The 22499-nt window shown below is 43.5% G+C and carries 24 protein-coding genes; 4 read left to right on the top strand and 20 right to left on the bottom strand.

Features of this window, described 5'->3' with window-relative positions; all coding sequences use genetic code 11:
- Positions 1–5: 5 nt before the first annotated feature.
- From GOM48_RS08415 to GOM48_RS08460, 10 genes are all read right to left on the bottom strand, one after another.
- A complete protein-coding gene (locus tag GOM48_RS08415) occupies positions 6–947 on the bottom strand; it encodes a 3'-5' exoribonuclease YhaM family protein (protein ID WP_235097120.1) in 942 nt (313 codons plus the stop codon).
- Positions 937–2193: a DNA recombination protein RmuC gene (gene rmuC, locus GOM48_RS08420; RefSeq protein WP_235097121.1), complete on the bottom strand. Its 1257-nt coding sequence runs from the start codon at positions 2191–2193 to the stop codon at positions 937–939. Before rmuC ends, GOM48_RS08415 begins: the two co-directional genes overlap by 11 nt.
- A gap of 1 nt (position 2194) precedes the next feature.
- The gene (locus GOM48_RS08425) at positions 2195–2857 is read right to left on the bottom strand and encodes a thiamine diphosphokinase (RefSeq protein ID WP_235097122.1); all 663 of its coding nucleotides are present in this window, start codon (positions 2855–2857) and stop codon (positions 2195–2197) included.
- Entirely contained in the window at positions 2820–3476 is a 657-nt protein-coding gene (gene rpe / locus GOM48_RS08430) for a ribulose-phosphate 3-epimerase (protein ID WP_000084982.1), read from the bottom strand. The genes GOM48_RS08425 and rpe overlap by 38 nt, the downstream gene beginning before the upstream one ends.
- Before the next feature lie 10 nt (positions 3477–3486).
- Entirely contained in the window at positions 3487–4365 is an 879-nt protein-coding gene (rsgA, locus tag GOM48_RS08435) for a ribosome small subunit-dependent GTPase A (protein WP_001161970.1), read from the bottom strand.
- Position 4366: 1 nt separating this feature from the next.
- The gene (gene rsmA, locus GOM48_RS08440) at positions 4367–5239 is read right to left on the bottom strand and encodes a 16S rRNA (adenine(1518)-N(6)/adenine(1519)-N(6))-dimethyltransferase RsmA (RefSeq protein ID WP_235097123.1); all 873 of its coding nucleotides are present in this window, start codon (positions 5237–5239) and stop codon (positions 4367–4369) included.
- Positions 5236–5571, bottom strand: a complete 336-nt coding sequence (locus tag GOM48_RS08445) for a hypothetical protein (protein WP_235097124.1) — start codon at positions 5569–5571, stop codon at positions 5236–5238. Before GOM48_RS08445 ends, rsmA begins: the two co-directional genes overlap by 4 nt.
- Positions 5572–5764: 193 nt before the next feature.
- On the bottom strand, positions 5765–6619 hold the full coding sequence (locus GOM48_RS08450) for an SDR family NAD(P)-dependent oxidoreductase (RefSeq protein ID WP_235097125.1): 855 nt from the start codon (positions 6617–6619) through the stop codon (positions 5765–5767).
- 11 nt (positions 6620–6630) lie between these two features.
- Complete coding sequence (gene rnmV / locus GOM48_RS08455) at positions 6631–7194, bottom strand: ribonuclease M5 (protein WP_235097126.1); 564 nt, start codon at positions 7192–7194, stop codon at positions 6631–6633.
- Complete coding sequence (locus GOM48_RS08460) at positions 7194–7967, bottom strand: TatD family hydrolase (protein ID WP_235097127.1); 774 nt, start codon at positions 7965–7967, stop codon at positions 7194–7196. Before GOM48_RS08460 ends, rnmV begins: the two co-directional genes overlap by 1 nt.
- Positions 7968–8116: 149 nt before the next feature.
- On the opposite strand from GOM48_RS08460, the gene GOM48_RS08465 reads away from it, so the two are divergent.
- The gene (locus tag GOM48_RS08465; RefSeq protein ID WP_235097128.1) at positions 8117–9961 is read left to right on the top strand and encodes an APC family permease; all 1845 of its coding nucleotides are present in this window, start codon (positions 8117–8119) and stop codon (positions 9959–9961) included.
- Between the two features lie 91 nt (positions 9962–10052).
- On the opposite strand, the gene GOM48_RS08470 is transcribed toward GOM48_RS08465, so the two are convergent.
- The 4 genes from GOM48_RS08470 to GOM48_RS08485 all read right to left on the bottom strand — a co-directional run bounded on the left by GOM48_RS08470 (position 10053) and on the right by GOM48_RS08485 (position 14094).
- Positions 10053–12014: a peptide ABC transporter substrate-binding protein gene (locus GOM48_RS08470; RefSeq protein WP_235097129.1), complete on the bottom strand. Its 1962-nt coding sequence runs from the start codon at positions 12012–12014 to the stop codon at positions 10053–10055.
- A 142-nt stretch (positions 12015–12156) separates the two neighbouring features.
- Complete coding sequence (gene rpmH / locus GOM48_RS08475) at positions 12157–12291, bottom strand: 50S ribosomal protein L34 (RefSeq protein ID WP_000831905.1); 135 nt, start codon at positions 12289–12291, stop codon at positions 12157–12159.
- Between the two features lie 144 nt (positions 12292–12435).
- Entirely contained in the window at positions 12436–13650 is a 1215-nt protein-coding gene (locus GOM48_RS08480) for a pyridoxal phosphate-dependent aminotransferase (protein ID WP_235097130.1), read from the bottom strand.
- Between the two features lie 144 nt (positions 13651–13794).
- On the bottom strand, positions 13795–14094 hold the full coding sequence (locus tag GOM48_RS08485; protein ID WP_235097131.1) for a hypothetical protein: 300 nt from the start codon (positions 14092–14094) through the stop codon (positions 13795–13797).
- Between the two features lie 166 nt (positions 14095–14260).
- On the opposite strand from GOM48_RS08485, the gene GOM48_RS08490 reads away from it, so the two are divergent.
- Positions 14261–14713 carry a universal stress protein gene (locus tag GOM48_RS08490; RefSeq protein ID WP_000079159.1) on the top strand — a complete coding sequence of 151 codons (453 nt, stop codon included), beginning with the start codon at positions 14261–14263 and terminating at the stop codon, positions 14711–14713.
- Positions 14714–14748: 35 nt separating this feature from the next.
- Here GOM48_RS08490 and GOM48_RS08495 read toward each other — a convergent pair whose 3' ends face one another.
- The gene (locus GOM48_RS08495; RefSeq protein ID WP_235097132.1) at positions 14749–16134 is read right to left on the bottom strand and encodes a Cof-type HAD-IIB family hydrolase; all 1386 of its coding nucleotides are present in this window, start codon (positions 16132–16134) and stop codon (positions 14749–14751) included.
- A 65-nt stretch (positions 16135–16199) separates the two neighbouring features.
- Here GOM48_RS08495 and GOM48_RS08500 point away from each other — a divergent pair, with 65 nt between their 5' ends.
- Positions 16200–17162, top strand: coding sequence for an asparaginase (locus tag GOM48_RS08500; protein WP_235097133.1), 963 nt, complete (start codon positions 16200–16202; stop codon positions 17160–17162).
- 53 nt (positions 17163–17215) lie between these two features.
- Here GOM48_RS08500 and ccpA read toward each other — a convergent pair whose 3' ends face one another.
- Complete coding sequence (ccpA, locus tag GOM48_RS08505; RefSeq protein WP_038804599.1) at positions 17216–18226, bottom strand: catabolite control protein A; 1011 nt, start codon at positions 18224–18226, stop codon at positions 17216–17218.
- 209 nt (positions 18227–18435) lie between these two features.
- On the opposite strand from ccpA, the gene GOM48_RS08510 reads away from it, so the two are divergent.
- Entirely contained in the window at positions 18436–18753 is a 318-nt protein-coding gene (locus tag GOM48_RS08510; protein WP_125394886.1) for a DUF960 domain-containing protein, read from the top strand.
- A gap of 46 nt (positions 18754–18799) precedes the next feature.
- Here the strand turns inward: GOM48_RS08510 and folK are convergent, their stop codons facing one another.
- From folK to folP, 4 genes are read right to left on the bottom strand one after another with little or no spacing between them, the layout of a single operon-like run.
- Positions 18800–19612 (bottom strand): 2-amino-4-hydroxy-6-hydroxymethyldihydropteridine diphosphokinase, encoded by an 813-nt coding sequence (folK, locus tag GOM48_RS08515; RefSeq protein WP_235097134.1) that lies wholly within the window; start codon positions 19610–19612, stop codon positions 18800–18802.
- Between the two features lie 42 nt (positions 19613–19654).
- Entirely contained in the window at positions 19655–20209 is a 555-nt protein-coding gene (gene folE / locus GOM48_RS08520) for a GTP cyclohydrolase I FolE (RefSeq protein ID WP_235097135.1), read from the bottom strand.
- On the bottom strand, positions 20190–21509 hold the full coding sequence (locus GOM48_RS08525) for a bifunctional folylpolyglutamate synthase/dihydrofolate synthase (protein WP_235097136.1): 1320 nt from the start codon (positions 21507–21509) through the stop codon (positions 20190–20192). The genes folE and GOM48_RS08525 overlap by 20 nt, the downstream gene beginning before the upstream one ends.
- Before the next feature lies 1 nt (position 21510).
- On the bottom strand, positions 21511–22455 hold the full coding sequence (gene folP / locus GOM48_RS08530; protein WP_235097137.1) for a dihydropteroate synthase: 945 nt from the start codon (positions 22453–22455) through the stop codon (positions 21511–21513).
- Positions 22456–22499: the final 44 nt, after the last annotated feature.

Consider the following 22499-nt stretch of genomic DNA (forward strand, 5'->3'; position numbering starts at 1 on the left):
AATCATTAATCTAAATCTGGTTTATAGAAGGAACGATTGTCCATAGCGAAGATTTTATTGGTCATCTCTCCTTTATCCACCAAAGCTAGAGCCGTTGACATCATCATCATGCTGGCATCCAGATTATCGATCATATGAATAATCTCTGCCTCCATAATGCGTGGACGGACTGGGCTTCCATACTCCAGCAAGCCATGATGACTGAGAATGACATGGCGCAGTAGCACCACTTCTTCTCTAGTATCATCGATACCGAGTTCCATGACTGTCTTGGTAATTTCGCTATCGATGAGGGCGATATGGCCGATGAGATTGCCTCGCACTGTGTACTCCGTCTGATCGGGACCACTGAGTTCTAAAACCTTAGCCAAGTCGTGCAGCATAATCCCAGCATAGAGCAGGCTCTTGTTGAGCTGAGGATAGATCTCGCTAATGGCATCTGCCAAGCGCACCATGGTTGCTGTATGATAGGCCAAACCCGTTTCAAAGGCATGGTGGTTGGTTTTGGCAGCTGGATAGGAGTAGAATTCCTTATCATACTTGGTGTAGAGACTGCGAACGATACGCTGCCAAACAGGATTTTCAATCTTGAAAATCATTTGCGACATATAGTCACGGATTTCCTTGACATCAACTGGCGACTTGACCTTGAAATCAGCTGGATCATTGGGTTCCCCAGGCTGAGGTAAACGAAGCGTGATTTGATTAACTTGAGGAGTGTTGTTATAAACTTCTCGACGTCCCTGCATGTGGACTACTTTCCCAGCGGTAAAGGCCTCAACGTTATGAGGCTGGGCATCCCAGAGTTTTCCTTCAATCTCGCCACTATCGTCTTGGAAGGTAAAGGCTAGGTAGTTTTTCCCAGCACGCGTCTGTCTCAGGTCAGCTGACTTAATCAGGTAAAAGCCTTCAAACAGCTCATCTTTTTTCATGTGATTAATCTTCATATTCTTCCTCATCTTCTTGGAAATGGAGTAGATCAAGCGCAGGCTCACCTTCTGATAATTCAATGTGACGGAGCGTCCGCTCGATAGCTGTAGTACGACGGTTTAATAATTCATCAATATTGCCAGAGGCATGTTGGAGATGCTTTTGTGCCTTGACCAGAATGCCTCCGAACTTGCCAAACTCGGTCTTGACGCTAGCAAGGGTCTTGCTGATATGGTCAGCACTCTTTTGGATATTGAGAGTTTTGAAGCCAACTGATAGGGAATTAAGCAGGGCTGATAGGGTACTTGGACCAGCAACAATAATCTGTTCCTCCCGCCTCAAATCATCAAAGAAGACCGGATTGCGAACAATCTCTGAATAAAGGCCTTCTGTCGGAACAAACAAGACTCCAAAATTGGTCGTCCGAGGTGGCGCCAGGTACTTACTCTTGATATCCTTGGCAAAGCGCTTAACGCTTGCTAGGAGTGACTTGCGACAACGTTCAATTTCGTTCTTATCGCCTGCTTCATAGGCTTCTTCTAAGCGGTAATAATCCGCCAGTGGAAACTTGGAGTCAATCGGTAAGTAGACATATTCTTGATCGCCTTGGCCAGGTAGCTTGATGGCATACTCTACTCGCTCGCCGGAGTTCTCAACCGTTGCGTATTCTCGTTCGTACTGGGCAGGTGTCATGATGTCTTCAATGATTTGCCCCAGTTGCAATTCACCCAGAATCCCTCGCGTCTTGGTCCCAGAGAGAACCTTGTTGAGGGCCCCGACATCGCGGGCAACTGTCTGCATCTCTCCAAGACCACGATTGACCGACTCCAGTTGCTTGGAAACTGTCTCAAAAGAAGCCTGCAAGCGCGTCTGCAAGGTCTTTTCCAGTTTTTCCTCGACCGTCTGGCGCATTTGCTCCAAGCGTTGCTCATTTGATTCCTGCAGGGCTTGAAGGCGTTGGTCGGTCTTATCTCTGGTTTGAAGGAGATTCTCGTTCATCTCCTGTCTAACTTGAGTCAGGCCTTGGTGCAACTCTATTCGCACTTCTTGCAAACGATCGCTGACAGCCACTTCCAAGTCTTTTTGATCCAGCTGGCTGACTTGTCTGGCTTGTTCAAAGCGATAATCCAGTTGATCTGAAAGATTGTCTGCTTGATCCTCCAAACTCTTGGCTAGGTGCTTATCTTGCTTATCCTGCCTTTGCCAAATCAGAAAGAGTCCAGCTAGGTTGGCAATTAATAATAGTAGTAATACAGTCTCCATCCTACCTCCTGTCCTTGCTATGCAGCACAACAACATAGCCATCTGGGCAAGTTACCGAAACTTCCCTATCTATATATTCGTTAGAAGCATACACTTTTTTAAAGAAAAAATTTTCCTCTGTCAACTCATACTTGGCACCGAGAATGGTCAGCTGGCTATCCCGAACCGGCATAAAAGCTAGATAGTCATAGTCTGAGCGTGGTTCTAGCTGACTCGTCCCTTCTGGACAATAGGCAATCACATTTTGCCCATCCTCAATCGCTATCTGGCGCATATAGGGTGCCAACTTGGGATTGCTAGGCAGAAAGACATTAGCCAGCATATGGTCAATACGACCACCAAGAGCACCGAAAATAGTCACCTGAGCCTGAGGATTTTGCTCAAAGATGGTCAAGAGAGCCAATTCCAAATCTGTATCATCTTTTTCTGGTCGGGCTTGGACAAAATGCTGGGCACGTTCTTGAATTAACTGACGTTCGTCTGCGGTCACAGAATCAAAATCCCCAACTGCTAGAGCAAGAGGAAGGTTTTCTTCCAAGACCCAGAGCGATCCTCGATCCACACCGACAAAGCTATCAAAATCCGTCCGGTAATGACCGCGATCTCCGCCTGCAAAAACGGCAACTCTAGTCCAGTTGTTTTCTGAGAGTTTGCACTCGTTCATTGACATCTCCCTTAAAGACATAGGATCCTGCTACAAAAACGGTCGCACCAGCTTCTTTGGCTTGAGCAATAGTCTGGTCATCAATACCGCCATCGACTTCAATCTCAAAGCTCAAACCTTTTTCCTGACGAAGGGCAACCAACTCACGAACCTTGTCCATGGTTTCAGGTAGAAATGCTTGCCCACCGAAGCCAGGGTTAACTGTCATAACCAAGACTTGGTCAACTAGATGAAGGATGTGCTTGATCGCCTCCACAGGTGTCCCAGGATTGATGACAACCGAAGGTTTGACACCGAGCGAACGAATCTTTTGGAGAGCGCCATGAATATGATGCGTTGCTTCTACATGGATACTGATGATGTCTGCACCTGCACGCGCAAAATCTTCTAAGTGGTGTTCAGGATTCGCCACCATCAAGTGGCAGTCAAAGACCATCTTGCTATGAGGCCGAAGAGCTTCAACCACACCTGCACCAAAACTGATTTGTGGTACAAAGTCCCCATCCATGATATCGATATGGGCATATTCTGCACCAGTTGCTTCTAGGCGCTTGATTTCACGTTCAAAGTTGGCATAATCTGCTGCCAGAATTGACGGAGCAATCTTGTATTGAGACATAGGTTTCTCCTTATTTTGGAATTTTTTTGCTGACTTTTTTATAGGTTTCTCTGCGATTTTCAATTTCGCTGAGGAATTGCAGGTAGTTGTCAAAACGGAAGGTTGCAATGATACCCTCTTCTACAGCTGGCTTGACCGCACAGGACGGCTCATGGGTATGGGTACAAGTACGGAACTTACAGTCTCGACTGACACTGGCAATCTCTGGAAAGGCCTGATTGAGGTCTTCAGCCGTTGACACTTCATAATCCAGCGATGAAAATCCTGGCGTGTCTGCGATTTTACCTCCATTGAGGTTGTAAAAACTAACAGCCCGAGTGGTATGACGACCGCGACCAAGACTGTCTGAGATTTCTCCTGTTTCAAGATTGAGGTCCGGTGCGATTTTATTGAGGAGGGTTGACTTCCCAACACCTGTCTGCCCCATAAAAACTGTCACTTTGCCTGTCAACAAAGGCAATAGCTCTTCCTTACTAGTCACAAAGTCGTAACCAATAGCACGATAGGTTTGTTGGTAAAAACTTAATTCTTCCCTATCTTCTAGCAAATCCATTTTAGAAATATAGACGATGGGATGGATACCCTTGTGCTCCAAAAGAACCAAGAAGCGATCCAGCAAATTGCTATTAAAATCCGGCTCCTTGACCGACATGATAACCACTGCTTGGTCAATATTAACAATAGGCGGACGGACCAGACTATTTTTCCGTTCGTGGATCTTGAGGATATAACCTTCGGAATTTTCCTCAGCAGAAAAATCTACCCAGTCTCCGACGTAGGGTGTGTGACCTTTTTTACGGAAATTCCCACGCGCACGTGTCTGATAGACTTGACCATCACTCTCTACATAGTAGAATCCTGCTAAGGCTTTAATGATTTGTCCCTGCATCTTAGAGTCCCTGTCCTTTAAGCGCATCTGCTAGGCTGGCAAACTCTTCTAAGCTGAGAGCTTCCCCACGCACAGATGGAGATAAGCCTGCCTGGTCCAAAGCCTTGGTCAGTTTGTCCTTGATTTCTTCGGTCTTCCCAAAGTAGCCTGTCAAATTGTTCCATAAGGTCTTGCGACGATGAGTGAAGCTAGCCTTGGAAACCTTAAAGAAGAGCTGCTCATCTTCCACTGCTACGGCAGGGTCTGGACGGCGCACCATTTTCAAGATAGCTGAGTCCACGTTTGGTGCTGGTACAAAGACCGTACGAGGCACGATAAAGGCAACCTTTGCTGTCATGTAATATTGAACAGCAATCGACAAACTACCGTAAGCCTTGGTATTGGGCTGTGCTGAGATGCGATCCGCCACTTCTTTTTGCATCATGACGACAAACTCACTAAAAGGAATGCCACTCTCGATTAAATGCATGAGAATAGGCGTTGTGATATAGTAGGGCAAATTGGCAACTACCTTAATCGGCAATTCAGGATTTTTGAAATTCTGGATATTCTGGGCCAAGTCAACTTTGAGAATGTCCTCGTTGACTACTGTTACATTGTCAAAATCACGCAGGGTATCTGCCAAAATCGGTACCAAACGGTGGTCGATCTCAAATGCCATGACTTGAGCTGCACGCTCAGCCAAAAATTCTGTCAAGGCACCAATCCCTGGCCCGATTTCGATGACATTAACCTGATCATCAATTTCAGCTGTATCCACGATTTTTTGAAGGATATTGGTATCCGTCAGGAAATTTTGCCCGAAGGACTTTTTAAAGGTAAAACCGTGACGCTCCAGCACTGCCTTGGTCACGCTATAATCTGCAATTCTCATTTATTCTCTTTTCTAATATAATATGCTTCCGGAGTATAATGATAGAGCAAAACAAATAAGGGAGTCTCAGTAATACCTTCCAACATCTCTTTTAAGATCGCGTCTGGATGGATAACCTCTCGTGTTTTGGTGAAATAAACACCTTGTTCCCCATTTCGAGTACGGAGTTCCCAAGCGACATTGTTTCCTCGAACAGACGGCAAATATCGTTCCTTTTCTAGAAAGTCAAAAAATTCTTTCACCGTCATATCTTCAGGAATCTCAAATTCCACCTCATGAGGCAGTACATCATCCCCCATACAAATAGAATCTCTATCAACTCGAATTTTCATTTCGCACTGTCCTTATAAGTTTCTATCTTAACGCTATCAAAATAAATCTAGGTACCTCTATTGTAACACATTCCCCTTATATTTTCGGGGTATCGGGTCATTGTTATCACTTTTCAGGACTCTCCAAACAGATTTCGATATCTAAATTTCTTTCCACTATTGAAGTAAGCATAAAATTTATTTTTCTAATTCTTTATAGATTGTCTCTTGAAAATGTCATTTTCTCTAACAAGGTGTAGAGTTTTTTCTGGTCTTCTTCCTTGTACGCAGATGCGTTAGCCTTTACTTCTCTGCATTTCTCGTCATACAAAAAACCGTCATATCCATCTTCTGTAGATAAAGCTGTATAGACTTTCGCCATTTCTTCAGGATTAATCGAAAATCTTGACTTAATTTTATACAGATTTTTCATAAAAGCGCTGAGGTGATCATAGCGGCGCATATCAACTTTGACATTGGTCACACGAATCGCCTGAACCTTGATACCTTTCCAATGTTTCCGCATATAAAGCGACAGCATCAACAAGGCTAGTTTATTCTGATAATAGGTCTTAGCAGGACTATAATGTTTTTGACCAGCTAAATTTTCAAAATCAAGCTTCATGAAGGGATAAAGCATCAGCCCTTGAGAAGAAATATTAATAATTCGACCATTCTCAGACTTTTCCAACAAGCCTCTCAACAAAGTAGAAAGTAAAAAGGGAGCAACCACGTTGGTCGCGAATTGCTTTTCTAATCCCTCTCTAGTCAGGATTGGCTTTTTGACTGACAAATCAAAATCAGCTGCATTGTTAATCAGAACGTCTAGAACGTCTTCTTTTTGAATATACTGTTCCGCCACTTTTCTGACACTCTTCACATCAGATAGATCAACCAAGATATAATCTACATGCGGATTTCCTGTTTGTTGACGGATTTTCTCACAGGCTTGCTCAGCAGCTTCTTTTCGCCGGCAAAACAGGGTCACCGACCAGCCCTTCTCAGCCAACTGTTTAGCAGACTGGTAGCCAATACCACTATTGCCACCTGTAATAATTACTTTTTTCATTTCTGATTTCCTTAGTTTGAATACTTAGTCATCACTTTTTCCACTTCTGCCAAGGTTACTCCAAACAACTCCAACCGCTTGAGCAGCTGTTTTCCATTGGAATAGCCGATGCGGAGCTGTTCGCCTAGATACTCTCGGCGTCTACGACTGTCTGCTCCCGCTAGGAAACCTAGGCGAATCAAGTCGCTCCGACTGAGGTCAAACTGACTCTCGTTTTCAAATTGCTCTGTCACCTGAGCCAGCGCTGTTTTTAGGTCTTCATAGCTGGCGTGTTCAATTCCCAGAGAACGTCCCTTGGACTTAGATTTGGGAACAGCCTCATCTCGCTTGAGGAAGGCATGCTGCACTGTTGGAATGGCCGTCATAATCATGCGACGAATGCGTTCCCCATTAAAATCTGGATCTGTAAAGACAATGACTCCATGCAGTTCATGCAGGCGACGAATCCGCTCTATATCCTGGTCATTTATTGCGGAACCTCGTGTTTCATAGGTCTCTACATCAAAGTAACGTTTGAGATTGGCCGTATCATCGCGACCTTCGACCACAATGACTTGGGAAATTTTTTCTTTCATCACTTGCTGTCCAATCCAAAGATACGCTCCGCATTTGCAGTTGTTACTGCGGCTAACTCCTCAGTCGTCATCCCACGCAAATCCGCGATAAAGTCCACCACATAGCGTGTGTAGGCTGTTTTGTTTTCACGGCCACGTTTAGGAACAGGAGCCAGGTAGGGGGCATCCGTCTCTACCAAAATTTTATCCAAAGGTAGCTCTTTAGCAGCTTCTTGGATATCCGTCGCTTTCTTAAAGGTCACCACTCCCGAGAAAGAAATGGTCATGCCAAGCTCGACAAACTTCTCAGCCCACTCCAAAGAGCCTGAAAATGAATGCATAATCCCACCACGAGGACCAACGCCCTCACTCTTGATAATCTCATAAGTATCTTCTAGCGCATCACGGGTATGGACCACAAAAGGCAAATTCAAATCCTTAGACAACTGAATCTGACGGCGAAAAACCTGTTCCTGCACTTCCTTAGATGCTGTCATCCAGTGATAGTCCAGACCAATCTCCCCCAAGGCAACGACCTTAGGATGTTTTAGTTTTTCAAGCAAGTAAGCTTCGATCTCATCTGTGTAAGTGCCTGCTTCCGTCGGATGCCAGCCAATAGTTGCGTAGAGTTGCTCATACTCATCTGCCAACTCTAGGGCTCGTTCAATGGTTGGCTTATCAAAACCAACAATATTCATCTGTGTCACACCCATCTCAGCAGCCAAGGCGATTTCTTCTGCCTCACGTCCTGCAAATTCTTCTACATTTAAATGTGTGTGCGTATCAAAAATCATTTCTCTTAACCTCATTCTTCCATCTATTATACCAAAAATAGCATCCCCCGGCTTGTAAAAATATTCTAATACCGATCATTCTCCCTTGACTGCATTTTTTCAAAGCAGTATAATAACACTTATTGAAATTTTCAGCAAAGGAAAAGAAAATGTTTAGAAAATTAAAATATACCTTTATCGGTCGGCCACTCAAGTCTCTCACAGATGGTGAAGGGGGATTACTTGGAAAAATGCAGGCACTTGCAATGTTATCCAGTGATGCCCTGTCTTCTATTGCCTATGGACCTGAACAAGTCATTCTCGTTTTAGTCAGTCTCTCTCCTCTCGCCATTTGGTGGAGCCTCCCTATCGGTATTTTTGTCCTCTTACTGCTCGCTAGTTTGACCATTTCCTATCGTCAAATTATTCACGCCTATCCTCAAGGTGGTGGGGCTTATATGGTCACTCGGGAAAATCTCTCCCCTGAACTAGGCTTGATTGCAGGGGGAAGCCTCCTTATTGACTATATGCTGACAGTAGCCGTATCCGTTGCGTCGGGAGCTGATGCTATTACAGCAGCCATTCCTGCCCTCCATCCCTACAATCTTCATATCTCTATTTTCCTAGTCTGCCTGCTCATGCTCTTGAATTTAAGAGGATTGAAAGAATCTGCCAGCTCTCTGATGATTCCCGTCTACCTCTTTATCTTCAGTACCGTCTTTCTCTTGCTTTATGGGTTCTTTCAACTGTTTACAGGTTCCCTAAACTATCAGGCGACTTCAACCATTGGACAAACTGTTCCGAGCCTTTCCATCGTTCTCCTATTGAGAGCCTTTACCAGTGGCTCTGCCTCTCTGACAGGGGTTGAGGCTATTTCAAATGCGGTACCATTTTTCAAAACTCCGAAAGAAAAGAATGCTGCTCAGACCTTGACCATCATGTCCTTGATTTTAGGTTTTCTTTTTGCAGGCATTACCTTCCTAAACTACTGGATGGGGATTATGCCTCAACACGGAGAAACCATCCTTTCACAAATGGCCAAGGGCATTCTTGGTGATTCATTCTTTGGTCATGCTAGCTACTATCTCTTCCAGTTCTCAACAGCCTTGATTCTAGCTGTAGCTGCAAATACTGGCTTTTCAGCCTTCCCTATGCTGTCCTACAATATGGCCAAAAACAAGTACATGCCTCATCTCTTTATGGAAAAAGGGGATCGTCTTGGCTACTCCAACGGTATCTTAACTCTGGCCTTTGGGGCTATGATCCTTCTTCTCATTTTTAATGGGAATACTGAACGCTTGATTCCTCTTTATACTATCGGGGTCTTCGTTCCCTTTGCCCTTTCTCAGACTGGGATGATTCGCCATTGGAAAAAGGAAAAAGGAGTAAACTTCTTAAAATCTGCCTTCGCTAATATCCTTGGGGCCATCATTTGTTATGCCATTGTCCTCATTTTACTCCTCTTCAGACTGGGTGATATCTGGCCATTCTTCCCAATTATCCTAGTTCTAACTTTCCTCTTTTTGTCCATTCACAACCATTACCAAAAAGTGGCAAAACAGCTACGACTCTACGAAGGAATTGAAAAGCGCACTTATGACGGCAACCTTGTCCTTGTCCTAGTAGGGAATGTTACTCGAGTAAGTGTCGGAGCCATTAACTACGCTCAAAGTATCGGTGATGAAGTGTTAGCCATGCACATTTCTACTAAAGAAACGGCAGAAAAAGACCAAGAAATTCTTCAGGAATTTGCCGACTACTTCCCAAATATCACTCTGAAGAATATCAATACCAGTTACCGCGACATCATCACCCCTAGTGTTAAGTATGTCAAACGAATCGCCCAAGAAGCTAAGCAAAAAAACTACACCGTTACAGTCCTTGTCCCACAGTTTATCCCTAACAAGCCTTGGCAAAATATCCTGCACAATCAAATGAGCCTCAAACTAAAATACGCTCTCAGGTGGCACGAAGACGTCGTTGTCGCTAGCTACTCTTATCACTTAAAAGAATAAAGAAAAGGCCCTACCAGAACCAAAAAGCGTCTGGTGGGGCCTTTTTCTGAATCCAGCCACTATGCTTAACTAAAAAGCATGACTAGGAATATTATTGAATGTGGTTAGCTAAATCTTCTTGAGCTTTTTTATTGGACTCAGTTTTTTCTTTTTGCCATTTTTCATAAAGTTCTTGGTACTGTTTCGCAGTCACGGGATCTTTTTGCAACTCAAGGTATTTGTAGTTGTCCGCATCCCCTTTGTGTCCGACAAATGAGAAGGCTCCTGTGAACGGTACAGTCTTACGGAAGATTGGATTAGCTCCTCCGCTTTGAACTGGCATAAAGAGAGCACTATCTGTTAGCCAAGCTTGAACTTCGGCAAATTTCTCATAGCGAACCTGAGTGTTTTCAACTTCTTTATCTGCCGCATCCAACAACTTCTTGTAGGTAGAGAGACCGATTTTTTCCTTAACACCATTGTCTTTTCCTGGAGTCAAGCCAAGATTTTTTAACTGAGAACCAGAGTCTGGATCCAAGAGGTCAAGATAGGTCTTGGGATCAGAGTAATCTCCGCTCCAGCCTGAGATGTCAATGTCATAGTCCTTTTGTTCAGCTGTGTCAGCAAAGAAGGTTGCATTGTCTTTCTCGTCTGGAGAAAGTTGAATCACATCGATAACAATATTATCTGATCCAAGTGTCTCCTCAACCGTCTGCTTGAAAGAACTGGCTTGCTGTACGTCCAACTTAGCAGTCTGATCCACCGGCATGTCTAAATGGATAGGGAAGGTCACACCTTCTGCCTGTAAGCTTTCTTTGGCTTTGGCAAATTCTGCCTTGGCTTTATCAGCATTCAAGAAGGCAGGCTGAGCGTCGTTTAGATTGACATTAGCCCACTCTGTACCATAGTTGACTATCTTTTCATTGACAGCATCTCCAAAGTTTTTCCTACCGATTTGAACAAAGTTGCTTGGTGTGACAGTGTTTCGAAGGATACGGTCAGCTCCATCTTCTCCATTTGTCTGTGCGGCATAGGCATGACGGTCAAAGGCAAAGTTAATCGCCTGACGGAAGTCCTTATTTTGCATAGCTGCACGAGAATCCGTCTTTTCTTTATCCGTCTGTTTCATTGTTTGATTGTAACTTTGACGGTTGACATTGAAGAGATAGTAGAAAGTCACAGCATCCTGAGGAGTATAGGTAATCTTATCTTCATTCCCTTTTTTCAACTGGTCAAAGACAGAGCTTGTCGGGAAGATACGGCCATCTGTGTAGTTGCCTTCTAAGAATCCTCGAGCCAAACTATCTTGGTCTGAACCATCATAGAAGGAAAGTTTTACCTTCTCAATCTTGACGTTGTCCTTATCCCAGTAATTAGGGTTCTTTTCAAACTCAATTAAAGATTTTGATGTGAAAGACTTGAACAAGTATGGCCCATTTGACAGGATACTAGATGGGGTAACACTTCCAAAATCATCTCCCTTAGATTTCAAAAAGGCTTCATTGACAGGACTCAAAATTCCCCCTGTTGTCTTTGAATTCCAATAAGACTCCGGTTTGTTCAAAGTGTATTGGAGAGTATAGTCGTCCACTGCCTTGACTCCAACCGTCTCAAAGTCAGATGTTTTCCCTTCGACATAATCTGCCAAACCTTTGATGGAGTCTTGTACCAAGTACAAGTTCTCAGCCTTTTTATCCGCTGCATACTTAAGACCCGTCACAAAGTCATGTGCTGTCACTTCAGCATACTCTTCTCCTTCAGAGGTATACCACTTAGCCCCTTGGCGGATTTTATAGGTATAGGTTAAACCGTCTTTTGATACTGTCCATGACTCTGCCATAGAAGGAACGAGGTTACCGTACTTATCATTTTCCAACAAACCATCAATCAAGTTTGTCGTAATGCTAGAAGTCGAGCCACGTGTCGAAGTGATATAGTCTAATGTATCTGGATTGCTGGCAAATACATACGAGTAGGTTTTATCTGTATTTGATTGCGCCGAACTACAAGCCACCATCAAGAAGCTTGCACTCAAAATTCCAGCCCCTAGTAGGAGGGCTTTTGATTTCTTCATAACTGTTCTCCATTTTTATAGTATGTGAAACATTATACACTATTTCAGAAAAAATATAAAGCATTTACAGACTGATATTATAGGAAAAAGAAAAGCCAGTAGACTCGAGTTCCTACTGACTTCTTTGTTGAATTCGTTTGGATTATGCAGCCAAAACTTTGCGTCCTTTACGACGACGAGCTGCCAATACGCGACGACCGTTTTTAGTTGACATACGGTTACGGAATCCGTGTTTGCGCGCACGACGAAGTTTACTTGGTTGATAAGTACGTTTCACGATGAATACCTCCTCATAGATTTTGTATTCGTTTAGCCGGCTATAAAGTGATCAGTTACTAAACATACTTTACTATTCTATCTGATTCTGCCACTTTTGTCAATAGCTCCAAGCAAATGTTTTCTAGCTTTTCCTATGAAAGCCCTATCTACGATACTGTTTCAAGAAACGAGTCATCTTTTCTTGGATTTGTGCTAATTCGTCCACTCGTGGGAGGTAAACGATACGGAAATGGTCTGGTTCTTGCCAATTAAAGCCGCGACCATGAACCAAGAGAACCTTTTCTTGTTTCAAGAAATCAAGAACGAACTGTTCATCATCATTGATGCGGTACATATTGCGGTCAATTTTCGGGAAGATATAAAGACCCGCCTTCGGCTTGACCGCAGACAAACCTGGAATATCTTGAATAGCATTGTAAATGAAGTTTCTTTGCTCATAGATACGACCACCAGGAAGGAGTAATTCGTCCACTGACTGGTGCCCACCTAGTGATGTTTGTACGACTTGCTGGGCCAAAACGTTAGAACAAAGGCGCATGTTGGACAGCATATTGAGACCTTCGATATAGCCCTTGACATGAGTCTTAGGACCAGACAAGACCATCCAACCCACACGAAAACCAGCGATACGGTGGGATTTCGAAAGACCGTTCATGCTGACACAGAAGACATCTGGTGCCAAGCTTGCCACAGGCGTGTGCACATGCCCATCCATCACCATACGGTCATAAATCTCATCCGCAAAGATGATCAAATCGTTTTGACGAGCGATTTCAATAATCTCCAACAAGAGTTCCTTAGGATAAAGGGCTCCAGTTGGGTTATTTGGGTTGATAAGGACGATTGCCTTGGTATTGGAAGTAATTTTTGACTTGATATCGTCAATATCAGGGTACCATTCTGCAGCTTCATCACAGATATAGTGAACGGCATTTCCCCCAGCTAGGCTGACAGCGGCTGTCCAGAGAGGATAGTCTGGCATAGGCACCAAGACCTCATCGCCATTATCCAAAAGCCCTTGCATGGACATAACAATCAGTTCACTGACACCATTTCCAAGGTAAATATCATCAATGTCTACATTGGGGAAGTTCTTCAGTTGGCAATACTGCATGATGGCCTTACGGGCTGAGAAAATCCCTTTAGAGTCAGAATACCCTTCACTATCACGCGCATTCATAATCAAGTCATGAATGACCTCATCTGGCGCTGTAAAGCCAAATTCTGCTGGATTCCCTGTATTCAGACGTAAAATCTTTTCTCCGTTTGCTCGCATCCGCATAGCTTCTTCCAAAACAGGGCCACGGATATCATAGGCAACATGCTCTAACTTACTAGACTTGTTATATTCTTTCATCTTGTTTCCTCAATTCATCGAGATAGTAACATTATACCACTAGAAAGGGATTGCGACAAGTTTCCTGAAATGAGCAAGCAAAGAAAAAAACTCACAACGACTAGGTTCTCACTGTCTAAACAATTAGAATGCAGAAGTATTTTTTCACATACCAAAAGACAAACCTAGGAAGACCAATGCTAAAAAAGAATCATACAAAAGATTAAACATGAGAAAGAGCCCCCACGTGACCAAATAGTCCAAGCGACCACTTCTCTTTGCAATCACAAATAAAATGGTGTGGTAGACTAAGTGAAAGAGAAGAAAGCCGACAAAACCTGGATAGAGAACAGGCACGACTCTTTCCAGCTGCCAAAGCATCACTACTTCTCCTACAAGTGACGCAAGGATGATTCCATGATAAAGAAGACTTATTTTTTTAGAAGCTTGAACAAAATCTTTCATACTTTCTCATCCCCTCACTATGTTTCCTACTATCCCGTTTTCTTTTATTTTAACATATCTCCACCAAATCGAATCTCCGATAATATTTATTTAAATATGATTTTTACTTTACTTCTTTAGTGAAAAGGATTACAATAACAGTAAGAAAATTTCAGGAGGTTTCATTATGGCACAACGTTACCAAAATGTTATGGTTGCAATTGATGGTTCTAAAGAGGCAGACTTGGCTTTTGTTAAAGGTGTTTACACTGCTCTACGCAATGATTCCAAGCTCACCATTGCCCATGTTATTGACACACGCGCTCTTCAAAGCGTATCTACCTTTGATGCTGAAGTCTACGAAGAACTTCAAGTAGATGCTGAAAGTTTGATGAAAGAGTACGAAAAACGTGCAAAAGATGCGGGTGTGACCGATATTCATACCGTCATCGAAATGGGAAATCCAAAAACTCTCCTTGCCCGTACCATTCCAGACGCAGAAAATGTTGACTTGATTCTCGTCGGTGCAACAGGTCTTAATGCCTTTGAACGCCTCTTGGTTGGCTCTTCATCTGAATACATCCTCCGCCACGCAAAAGTTGATTTGCTCGTCGTGAGAGAACAAGAAAAAACATTATAGAAACACAAAAGGAGCCTGCTAGGCTCCCTTTTTTCTTACTTATTTCTCTCTTTATGTCGCTCATAAGCCTTGAGCTGACGCTGCAGTTCCTTTCTGATAGCAGGTTCTGGAGCATATTTTTCGTCCCAGTCATCCGGTTTTAAGATTTTATGTGTAACTGGATCAAAATGGGCTTTTCCATCAGGAAAAACCTTCCCCATGTTTGCCTCATGCACAATATCAAAGATGCGTTCTGGATCCACTCCCATCAAGGCAAAACTGCCGTAAGTAAAATACAGTGTATCGATTAAGGCATCAACCTGCCCGATTAGATCTTTTTGGGCAGGCGTTTTTTGCCTCACCTTTTCGGCCGCCTTGTCAAGTGCCGCATGCATGCTTGCAAGCGACTGCTGGAATTCTTCCTCCGAAGAACTTGCCGCTCGGACAAACTCTACTAATTCTTCAATTTTAAAGTCTGCGCGGTGGGTTGCACCTTCAACATCCCATGCCTGTGGCTCTTCCTGCGTCCGTTCATCCATCATGTGGTGGAAGGTCTTGACCTTATTAAAGTGGTAATCTCGACTGACAAACACTTTTTCTGAAGCCAAGACTCCAAAATGTTCGAGCGCCTTGTGGATGCCATCTTGTTGGTTACTTGCAGTAATGTGCTTAGCAACCTCTTTGACGCTGCTACTGCCATTTCCCATGGCTACAGACATACCAACACCTGCCAACATTTCCAGGTCATTATCTGAATCTCCGAAAGCCATGACTTGGTTGAGATCAAAACCATACTCTTTCCCGACTCGGCGAATGCCTTCTAGTTTGGAATTTCCTTGGTTGATGATATCCGCAGCGAAGGGATTGCTTCGAGTCAATTTCAAATCTTCAAAATCACTTGCAGCTTTCTCAGATTCTTCTGGCGTCATCAGCATCAAAACTTGATAAATGGGTTGATTAATCAAGTTAAGTAGGTCATCTTCCTTTTGAGGAACTGCCTTGCTAACCATCCGATTAAAAGAGCGACTAACGGTTCTTGTTAAGCCAGTTGGAATGAAACGGCTAACCAGCTGCGAAAAGGATCCAAGACCAAATGACATAATTTTCGAACCAACAACGGCATGCTCAGTTCCAAGAGCAATTTCTTTTCGCTCCTTTTTAGCATAAGCAATCAGTTGACGCAGGCTTGACTTAGCAATCGGACTTGCAAATAAGACTTTTTCTTTATTAAAGATATATTGTCCGTTATAAGTTATTGCAAAATCCAGATCTAAATCTTCCATCAATTCCTTGACAAAAAACGGCCCTCGTCCTGTCGCTACTCCAACAAGCACCCCTTGCTCTTTCACAATCCTAATCGCGTCCTTAGTGGATTTCAAAACACTCTTACGATCGTTGACTAGCGTTCCATCGATATCAAAAAAAACAGCTTTGACTTCCATCCTATCCCATTCTCCCCTTTTGTGTTACAATGATTATACCACATTTCAGAAAGAGTGAGTAATTCATGCCTAAGAAAATCCTTGTTTTACATACAGGTGGGACTATTTCCATGCAAGCAGACGCCTCTGGCGCAGTTGTGACCAGCCAGGACAATCCCATGAACCATGTATCCAATCCACTTGAAGGGATTGAGGTTCATGCCCTAGACCTTTTTAACCTGCCAAGTCCCCATATCAAACCCAAGCATATGCTTGCGCTCTATCATAAAATTAAAGAGGAAGCAGACCACTACGATGGAGTTGTCATCACACATGGGACAGATACGCTAGAGGAAACTGCCTACTTCCTTGATACCATGAAAATTCCGCCCATGCCCATCGTTCTAACAGGAGCTATGCGTAGTTCAAACGAACTCGGTAGCGATGGAGTTTATAACTATCTGAGTGCTTTACGAGTTGCCAGCGATGACAAAGCAGCCGACAAGGGTGTGCTGGTCGTCATGAATGATGAGATCCACGCGGCCAAGTATGTTACCAAAACCCATACGACCAACGTCGGTACCTTTCAAACTCCTACTCACGGGCCTCTCGGTCTCATCATGAAGCAAGAAATCCTCTACTTCAAAACAGCTGAACCGCGAGTCCGCTTTGATCTCGAACATATTCAAGGTCTAGTTCCCATCATCTCAGCCTATGCAGGTATGACAGATGAGCTGATTGATATGCTTGACCTAGATCACCTAGATGGATTAGTCGTTCAAGCTTTTGGAGCAGGTAATGTACCCAAAGAAACAGCTCAAAAATTAGAAAGTCTCCTCCAAAAAGGCATTCCAGTCGCCTTGGTTTCACGTTGTTTTAACGGAATTGCAGAACCTGTTTATGCCTACCAAGGCGGAGGAGTGCAGTTGCAACGAGCTGGTGTTTTCTTTGTCAAAGAACTCAATGCTCAAAAAGCGCGCCTCAAATTATTGATTGCTATCAACGCGGGACTAAAAGGGCAGGCCTTAAAAGACTATATGGAAGGCTAATCCTCTTCTCTAGAATACAAAATCAGGAAATCTTCTCGATTCCCTGATTTTTTCTACTTGCGTTTTCGTGTCGAACGACGTTCTGTCAAACCGTGAGGCAAAAGAACTTCACGTTCTTCCAACTCTTCCTTATGCATAATCTTGGTCAACATACGCATACTGATAGCACCAAGGTCGTATAGAGGTTGAGCAATTGTCGTTAAGTTTGGACGAGTGAATCGTGCAATTTGAGAATCATCTGTCGTAATGATTTCAAACTCTTCCGGTACAGAAATACCGTGATCTGCCAAGCCATTTAACACACCCGCAGCCAATTCATCACCTGTCACAACTGCAGCTGTAGCCTGTGAAGAAACCAAGCGTTCTGCCAAGGCATAGCCATCATTATAGCTGTATTTAGACTCAAATACCAAGCCCTCGCTATAAGGGATTCCTGCCTTTTTCAATGCTTCCTTGTAACCAATCAATCGAATTTTGCCGTTGATATCATCAACAAGTGGCCCACTGACAAAGGCAATCTTTTCATTTTCCTGAAGCAAATGAGTTACTGCATCAATCGTTGCTTGTTTGTAGTCAATATTAACACTTGGCAACTGGTGTTCGATATCCACTGTTCCTGCAAGGACAACTGGTGTCCGAGATCGAGAAAATTCTGAACGAATCTTTTCAGTCAAGTGATAACCCATAAAAATGATCCCGTCAACCTGTTTTGAAAAGAGAGTATTAACTACTGAAACTTCTTTTTCATCATCTTCATCACTGTTGGCTAGGACGATATTGTACTTATACATCTCTGCAATATCATCAATCCCCTTGGCTAGGGTTGAAAAATAGCCATTGGTGATATTTGGAATCACAACACCAACTGTCGTGGTTTTCTTGCTGGCCAAGCCACGCGCTACCGCATTTGGACGGTAGTCAAGACGATCAATCACCTCTAGAACTTTTTTACGAGTATTCTCTTTGACGTTCTTATTGCCATTCACTACACGGCTAACAGTTGCCATTGAAACCCCAGCTTCACGGGCAACATCATAAATCGTTACTGTATCATCTGTGTTCATTCTGTTTCCTTTCTATATTGAAAATTTCGCTTTCATACATCTGCTTACTCCATTTTATCACTTATTGTAAACACTTTCAAGTATTTTTTAGAGAAACTTTGAAAAAATTTCACAACCTATTCCCATTTTGAAAAAGCGAGTACGATTTCTTGATTTTTGGGATGTTTTGCTGTATGATAAGGAAAAATGAAAGGAGGGAGGGAATGTTTATGGCTTTTACAAATACTCAGAGACGTTCGGCCAGTTTTGGCGTTGTGACCAGCTTGCCTGACGATGTTATCGACTCTTTGTGGTATATTATCGATCATTTTTTGAAAAACGTCTTTGAATTAGAAGAGGAACTTGAATTTCAACTGCTAAATAACGAGGGAACCATCACCTTCCATTTCTCTAGTCAGCACCTGCCGACTAGTATCGACTTTGATTTTAATCATCCCTTCGACCCTCTTTACCCTCCTCGGGTTCTTGTTTTAGACATGGACGGGAAAGAAACCATCCTCCTTCCTGAAGAAAATGACCTATTTTAAAAACTCTAGCTTCTCGGCGCAAACTGCTGAGGAACTAGAGTTTTTTCTATTTGTTCAATTCTTGATACAAGTGGCGAATTGGTTGCTTTAGCATTGGATGAATAAAATGAGGAGCTATTTCTTGCAGAGACTCAAGGACAAAGAGGCGTTCTGCTATATAAGGATGAGGTAAGATGAGGTCGTCTGTATAAATGACCTGGTCCTCCACAAAGAGTAGGTCCAAATCAATCAAACGAGGCCCCCAATGCACCTCTCGAACCCGTCCCATTTCTGACTCAATACTTAACAAGGTCTCTAACAAGACTGGTGCTGGTAGCCATGTTTCCACTTCAATCACCTGATTAGCAAAACTATCCTGCTCCACACCACCCCAAGGTTCCGTCGTCAAGACACTGGATTCTTTGAGAATATGGATACCTCGAACTCGCAGTTTGTCAATGGCTTGTTCCAAGTTTGCTTGCTTGTCCCCCATATTGCTTCCTAGAGCGATAAAAGCTCGTTGCTTGCGACGGCGGATGGTCACTGAGCAGGTATCTAGCGGTAAATGCACTGGAGCCCAAGGTTTTTTTAGTTCCAACTCAATCTCTTGGACAAGAGGATAAGTCTCAAAGGTACGTTCAACTAGTTTGTAAGCTACCGTTTCAATCAAGTCCTCAGTGGTTTCCTGAAACCAAGCTGTCCACTGCTGACAAAGTTCGCCGTAATGGATAGAAGCCGCCAAATCCAAGTCTGTCGCCGCCTTGGTCATATCATAGGATAAGCTTGCGGAAATAACAAACTTTTGCCCCAATTCTTTCTCACTAGGAAAGAGACCATGATAGGCAAAAATTTCCAAATCTTTAATCTGCAGTTGATCCATAACTAGTCCTTTCTAGAAAAATCCGCATGAAGCGGATTCTTTTTATAGTCCCATTAGACGATAAGCCTGATCTCGGAGATCCTTATCGGTCTCAAATAGACCTCGAGCTACTGTCGTCAAGGTTGCAGTACCTGGTTTTCGAACACCACGCATGCTCATACACATATGCTCAGCCTCAATGACAACAAAGGCTCCCTTAGCCCCCAAGTAGTCCATCAAGGCATCGGCCACTTCGATATTCAACCGTTCTTGAATCTGTGGTTTTTTAGAATAAACTTCAACCGTACGGGCTAGCTTGGACAAGCCTGCCACACGACCGTCTGGAACATAGGCAATGTGCGCTCTCCCATAAAAGGGCAAGAAGTGGTGTTCACACATGGTATGGAAAAAGATATCCTTCTCCACTACCATATTGTCATCAATAATCTCAAAAGATTTTGACAGGTGTTCCTCAGCAGTTTGACCAAGACCTGAAAAAATCTCTTGGTACATACGGGCTACACGAGCAGGTGTTTCCTGCAAGCCCTCGCGGTTAGCGTCCTCACCGACAGCCTCAATAATCATTTTTACAGCCGTTTCAATCTTTTGTGTATCCATTCTCGTTCTTCCTCTCCATCAGATAGGCTCTCACTTGGCTCAAGAAATACAAGGAACCCGTGACAAGCCTAACTGTTTTTTTCTCTTCATCTTCTGTCATTTTTTGTTCTAAAAATTCCTGCCAACTTTGGTAATTGAGATTTCTAGACTTAGCTGTCTCTTTCAGCACGTTCTCATCTGTCGCCCGACTATCGTCAAAACAAGTCAGAGTCAGTTGACTATTTGGCACCGACTCTAGCAAATCCAACATATCCTCCAAGGCCTTGGTTTTGATACAAGTAAAGAGAATTTCTTTATGATAGTCAGCAAAGCGTTCTTGCAAAGTATTCAACAAAGCCTTGATAGCATGCGGATTATGAGCCCCATCTAAAATCATTAGAGGTTCACTAGACACGACCTCCAAACGCCCTGGCCACCTTGTTTCTTTCAAGGCTTGGGCAACCAAGTCATTGCTTGCTAGCTCTTGACCATCTTCTTGACAAAAAGTATCAAGTAAAGCTATGGCCATCCCCGCATTCTCGATCTGATGCAAGCCCAGCAGACCTGTCTGGAAGCGACCTTGTCTGACAGAACTGGTATAATCAAAGATTTCACCCGCTACCACGCTTTCTTGATGACGAACCTGATAATCTTTTCCATAGGCAAGTCTCGGTGCATGTTTAGCTTCTGCCATATGGTCGATAACAGCCAAGGCTTCTGGAGCAATGCCTCCTGTCACCAAAGGAATCCCTTGTTTGACAATACCAGCTTTCTGCTCTGCTATGGCTTCCAAGGTGTCACCAAGTAGGGCCACATGATCCAGTCCAATGGTCGTAATTCCTGTTAGAATCGGCTGACAGACATTAGTACTATCCAAGAGTCCACCCATGCCGACTTCCATGATAGCCACATCAACTTTTTCAGTGGCAAAATAATCATAGGCTATGGCTGTGATAATCTCAAACTCGGTCGTTCCTTGTAAATCAGCGACCTTCTCCCCCTCAAGCAAAAACTCATAGTCCGCCATTATAGCTTCTAGTCTAGCTTCTGGGATGGATTTCCCGTTGATGCTAATCTGGTCTGTGTAATGAATGAGATAAGGCGAGCTAAAAACTCCAACTTTCAACCCCATCTTTTCCAACATATTTTTCAAAAAAGCAATGGTCGAACCTTTACCATTTGTTCCGCCGATATGGATAACCTTGAGTTTGAGATGGGGATTGCCTCGCAAAGCTAATAGTTCCACCATTCGTTCCAAGCCAAAATGCGGTTGGTCCGTCCGATAGTGGGCAATCCACTGATTGTTTTCAATTTCTTTCATCTTATTTATATTGTTTTAAATCTAGATTTTCCGCATCATCTGCCAAACGAATGGCTGACGCAATTTCAACTGCCATCTTATGACTGGCTACATCGTGCACGCGCACCACTTCGACACCCTGTCTCGCAGCGATACTGGTCACATGGGCCGAAGCAGTATCCCGATTGCGGAAACCAAGTTCGGTCTCAGGATTAACTTCAAAACCATTTTCCTCCAGAATACTGATAACAAACCGCTTGCGCGAAACTCCAAGAAAGATTGGATAGCCTTTCTGATGCAGTTTATCCAGATCACGTAGAAGGAGCAGATTTTCCTTCTTAGTCAGACCAAAGCCAATTCCTGGATCCAGCAGAATATTTTCTCTTGCAATCCCAGCTTCCTCCGCTCTCGCTAGAGCTCGTTCAAAGAAAGCCTTCATCGAATCTTCGATTGGCATTTTTTCAAAGCCAGCTATCTCTTTCTCTGTAAAAGCTTGTCCAAAGCCAAAATGAGGGAAGATGAGCGAACTAGGGTGCTGAGGTCGAGCCATGACTGGATTAAACATGATAACCACTTTCGCTTCAGCCTTAGCAACCACATCCGCCATTTTCTCATCTCCCATGAGACCCGTAATGTCATTTACCAGATTGGCACCAGCAGCCAAGGCAGCTTCTGCCACCTGACTTTTCCAAGTATCGATGGAGATGAGGACATCACTTTCCTTACGGATAGCTTCGATGACTGGAACAACACGCTGGATTTCCTCTTCTATCTCAACATAGCTACTTCCAGGACGAGTTGATTCTCCACCGATATCTAGCATGCTTGCTCCTTCAGCTATCAATTTACGGGCTTGCTGAAGAGCCTGGTCAACAGCAAAAAACTGCCCACCATCCGAAAAGGAATCTGGGGTTACATTGATAATTCCGCAAATGGCTGTTTTTGCCTGACTAGCTTTATTGGACATACGGTCACTCCTCAAGGTTTTTCACCACATTATTTCTCTATTTT

The sequence above is a fragment of the Streptococcus oralis genome (assembly GCF_021497885.1).
GTDB lineage: Bacteria > Bacillota > Bacilli > Lactobacillales > Streptococcaceae > Streptococcus > Streptococcus oralis_BQ.

Bases quoted from the DNA above. Each gene is read 5' to 3' on its own strand.
- GOM48_RS08500 (WP_235097133.1), top strand. From the start codon at position 16,200: ATGCCTAAGAAAATCCTTGTTTTACATACAGGTGGGACTATTTCCATG.
- GOM48_RS08525 (WP_235097136.1), bottom strand. From the start codon at position 21,509: ATGAAAGAAATTGAAAACAATCAGTGGATTGCCCACTATCGGACGGAC.
- rsmA (WP_235097123.1), bottom strand. From the start codon at position 5,239: ATGAGAATTGCAGATTATAGCGTGACCAAGGCAGTGCTGGAGCGTCAC.
- rsgA (WP_001161970.1), bottom strand. From the start codon at position 4,365: ATGCAGGGACAAATCATTAAAGCCTTAGCAGGATTCTACTATGTAGAG.
- GOM48_RS08485 (WP_235097131.1), bottom strand. From the start codon at position 14,094: ATGAAAGATTTTGTTCAAGCTTCTAAAAAAATAAGTCTTCTTTATCAT.
- rnmV (WP_235097126.1), bottom strand. From the start codon at position 7,194: ATGAAAGAAAAAATTTCCCAAGTCATTGTGGTCGAAGGTCGCGATGAT.
- ccpA (WP_038804599.1), bottom strand. From the start codon at position 18,226: ATGAACACAGATGATACAGTAACGATTTATGATGTTGCCCGTGAAGCT.
- rmuC (WP_235097121.1), bottom strand. From the start codon at position 2,193: ATGGAGACTGTATTACTACTATTATTAATTGCCAACCTAGCTGGACTC.
- folP (WP_235097137.1), bottom strand. From the start codon at position 22,455: ATGTCCAATAAAGCTAGTCAGGCAAAAACAGCCATTTGCGGAATTATC.
- GOM48_RS08490 (WP_000079159.1), top strand. From the start codon at position 14,261: ATGGCACAACGTTACCAAAATGTTATGGTTGCAATTGATGGTTCTAAA.
- GOM48_RS08415 (WP_235097120.1), bottom strand. From the start codon at position 947: ATGAAGATTAATCACATGAAAAAAGATGAGCTGTTTGAAGGCTTTTAC.
- GOM48_RS08445 (WP_235097124.1), bottom strand. From the start codon at position 5,571: ATGAAAATTCGAGTTGATAGAGATTCTATTTGTATGGGGGATGATGTA.
- rpe (WP_000084982.1), bottom strand. From the start codon at position 3,476: ATGTCTCAATACAAGATTGCTCCGTCAATTCTGGCAGCAGATTATGCC.
- GOM48_RS08450 (WP_235097125.1), bottom strand. From the start codon at position 6,619: ATGAAAAAAGTAATTATTACAGGTGGCAATAGTGGTATTGGCTACCAG.
- folE (WP_235097135.1), bottom strand. From the start codon at position 20,209: ATGGATACACAAAAGATTGAAACGGCTGTAAAAATGATTATTGAGGCT.
- GOM48_RS08495 (WP_235097132.1), bottom strand. From the start codon at position 16,134: ATGGAAGTCAAAGCTGTTTTTTTTGATATCGATGGAACGCTAGTCAAC.
- folK (WP_235097134.1), bottom strand. From the start codon at position 19,612: ATGGATCAACTGCAGATTAAAGATTTGGAAATTTTTGCCTATCATGGT.
- GOM48_RS08510 (WP_125394886.1), top strand. From the start codon at position 18,436: ATGGCTTTTACAAATACTCAGAGACGTTCGGCCAGTTTTGGCGTTGTG.
- GOM48_RS08425 (WP_235097122.1), bottom strand. From the start codon at position 2,857: ATGAACGAGTGCAAACTCTCAGAAAACAACTGGACTAGAGTTGCCGTT.
- GOM48_RS08460 (WP_235097127.1), bottom strand. From the start codon at position 7,967: ATGATTTTTGATACGCACACACATTTAAATGTAGAAGAATTTGCAGGA.
- GOM48_RS08480 (WP_235097130.1), bottom strand. From the start codon at position 13,650: ATGAAAGAATATAACAAGTCTAGTAAGTTAGAGCATGTTGCCTATGAT.
- GOM48_RS08465 (WP_235097128.1), top strand. From the start codon at position 8,117: ATGTTTAGAAAATTAAAATATACCTTTATCGGTCGGCCACTCAAGTCT.
- GOM48_RS08470 (WP_235097129.1), bottom strand. From the start codon at position 12,014: ATGAAGAAATCAAAAGCCCTCCTACTAGGGGCTGGAATTTTGAGTGCA.